Source organism: Halobacillus sp. (assembly GCF_049282395.1).
In the GTDB taxonomy this organism is placed as follows: domain Bacteria; phylum Bacillota; class Bacilli; order Bacillales; family Halobacillaceae; genus Halobacillus.
The window spans coordinates 1-2,366 of record NZ_JBAPTY010000416.1; the positions used below are offsets into that span (position 1 = coordinate 1).

At 44.2% G+C, this 2,366-nt stretch carries 2 protein-coding genes; one reads left to right on the forward strand and one right to left on the reverse strand.

Annotation, left to right across the window (positions count from 1 at the left end; all coding sequences use genetic code 11):
* Nucleotides 1-30: 30 nt before the first annotated feature.
* Nucleotides 31-870 carry an SDR family oxidoreductase gene (locus WAM07_RS17360; protein ID WP_422168648.1) on the reverse strand — a complete coding sequence of 280 codons (840 nt, stop codon included), beginning with the start codon at nt 868-870 and terminating at the stop codon, nt 31-33.
* A gap of 432 nt (nt 871-1,302) precedes the next feature.
* Between WAM07_RS17360 and WAM07_RS17365 the strand changes: the two genes are divergently transcribed.
* A partial coding sequence (locus tag WAM07_RS17365) for a C45 family autoproteolytic acyltransferase/hydolase (RefSeq protein WP_422168649.1) occupies nt 1,303-2,366 on the forward strand: 1,064 nt, incomplete at its 3' end.

Genomic DNA, 2,366 nt, shown 5'->3' on the forward strand with positions numbered 1-2,366 from the left:
GTACTGTTACCCAGATTTTGGATTACGAAACTAGGAGGATCGTATTTGGCTCAGAATCAGCTTTTCAAGCCATGTCCAGGGCAGCACCCTTTTCAGGATAATATTGAACCTGACACCGGGGCCAATCGGATAACGCAGCCTGGATAAGCTGTCCTTACCCGCTAACTTAGTCATTAAGCTGGACACATCACCAGGGTCACTCCGTTTCCCCTGCTGCATGGCTTTCCAAAGATCTTTCAAGTAATCGGCGTATGGGGAATCAGGATTGTGGGCCTCCTCAGGAAGCTCCATCCCGGAGGACCAGATATTCGTCTGATAGGACCCTGGCTCAATTAGTGCTACATCAATTCCGAATGGTTTCATCTCGAGCCTCAGACTCTCGGAAAATCCTTCAAGTGCATGCTTGGAAGCAACATAGGCTGATAATCCCGGAAAGCCTATTAAACCACTCACACTACTAACATTCATGATCTTTCCGCTTTTCTGCCGTCTCATAATTGGCAGAATGGCTTGGGTTACACGAATGACGCCAAAGAGATTCGTTTCAAATTGACGACTGTACGCTTCAAAAGGAACATGTTCAACAAATCCACCTAGAGCGTATCCGGCATTGTTGACTAATATATCAATTCGTTCCGTTTGCTGCACTCGATTCTCAAATTCAAATAATGAGAAAGAATCGGTCACATCAAGCGGCCAGACTTCAATGCGTCGAGTAATTTCTTCATCTATATCTCCTGAAAAAAATGCCTTAGCTTTATCCATATTTCTCATAGTTGCGATCACGTGAAATCCTCGTTCTGCGCACTTTACGGCTGTTTGAAAACCAAAGCCGCTAGAAGCACCTGTTATTAATACTGTTTTTTTCATCCAATCGCCTCCTAATCAGCGTCTCTTAGAATTTCTATAAAATGATCACGTTCCCCTTCTTTTCATAACCCCGTTAAGTATTTGCTAATTTGATAACTTATTCAGCTAAAGAGCCGGTTACTGTAAGACTCAGTTTCGAGATCTTGGGTGGAGAAGGGACTAGGTGAGATCCCGCAGGGAGTGAAACGAGCGAGGAAGCTCACCGTTCCCCCCATAGGAAAGCGAGTTATTTCCCCACCAGTCCTTCTCCAAATATCGTAACGGGCTCAAATTATCTCGAAACTGAGTCTTCCACAATCCGGCCCTTTAGTGAGAACTTCTTTTATTAGAGCTAAATTAGCTCTTTGACCAGCTATGGTGCAAATATCTTTATGGTAGTGAAAGGAAAATGGTAAGGTTATTACATAAAACTAGCGTAGAAAGGAATTCTGCATGAAACACGTACATAGTGACATTATACAATTTCGGGGAAGTCATTATAATTTTGGTTATTATCAGGGTGAGTTATTGCGAGATTCGTGGTCTGTTAAAAATAGAGAAAAGCAATGGAAAGTGAGAAAACCTCGTTTTACCGTAGAAGAACAAGAGGTGAAAGAAGCTATCACGCGTTTTGCTCCTGGCCTATGGGATGAACTTCTTGGACTTAGAGATGCTCTCGGCTGGCCGATGGAACGTATTATGAAGGAGTTTGGCGGGTATCGAATTGACTACAAACGTTCCGGCTGTTCCATTATGACCGGGGAAGGTTATTTCATTCGGAATTATGACTATATGCCGAAAACCTATGAAGGGCGCTACAGTCTTTTTCAGCCTTCAGATCAAGGTTACGCCATTATCGGACCGACTCAAAGAATTACAGGACGCATGGACGGTATGAATGAAAAAGGGCTTGTACTCGGCTATAATTTCATGCACAGGAAACGTCCGGGGGATGGATTTATATGCTGTGCAATCGGGCGTATGATACTCGAATCCTGCGCCAGTGTTGAAGAAGCGGTGGGTATGCTTAAAGAAATTCCTCACCGCCATTCATTCAGCTATACCGTTTTTGACCGGAGCAACCAAACATTCGTGGTGGAAGCATCACCTAGAGGAGTAGAGGTGAGACAGTCGAATGTTTGTACCAATCACTTTGAAATTTTGACCAAAGAAAATCGGAATCACCTTGTTGATTCTAAGAAGCGGGAAAGTGCGATCAATACAAACCGCAGTTCCTTACAGAATGCGGAAGAAGCGTTTGAATTCATGAATGGAACTACAAGAGGCGTGTTTTCTAAACTATACAGCAGCTGGGCCGGTACCATCCATACGGCGGGGTACCTTCCACAGGAAATGAAAGCCTGGTTTTCCCTTGGAGGAGACCAGCCGCCAGTAGAATTTGATTTTAACCAATGGCTGCGAGGGCAAGACATCCAACTGGAAAAGATAACAGGACTTGTCGATACGGATATTCCGTTCGCCCATATGGAAGACGGGGCTTACTGGACAGGTAAAAA

What these genes read in the sequence shown, in the direction of transcription:
- WAM07_RS17360 (WP_422168648.1), bottom strand. Translation starts at nt 870, where the DNA reads ATGAAAAAAACAGTATTAATAACAGGTGCTTCTAGCGGCTTTGGTTTT.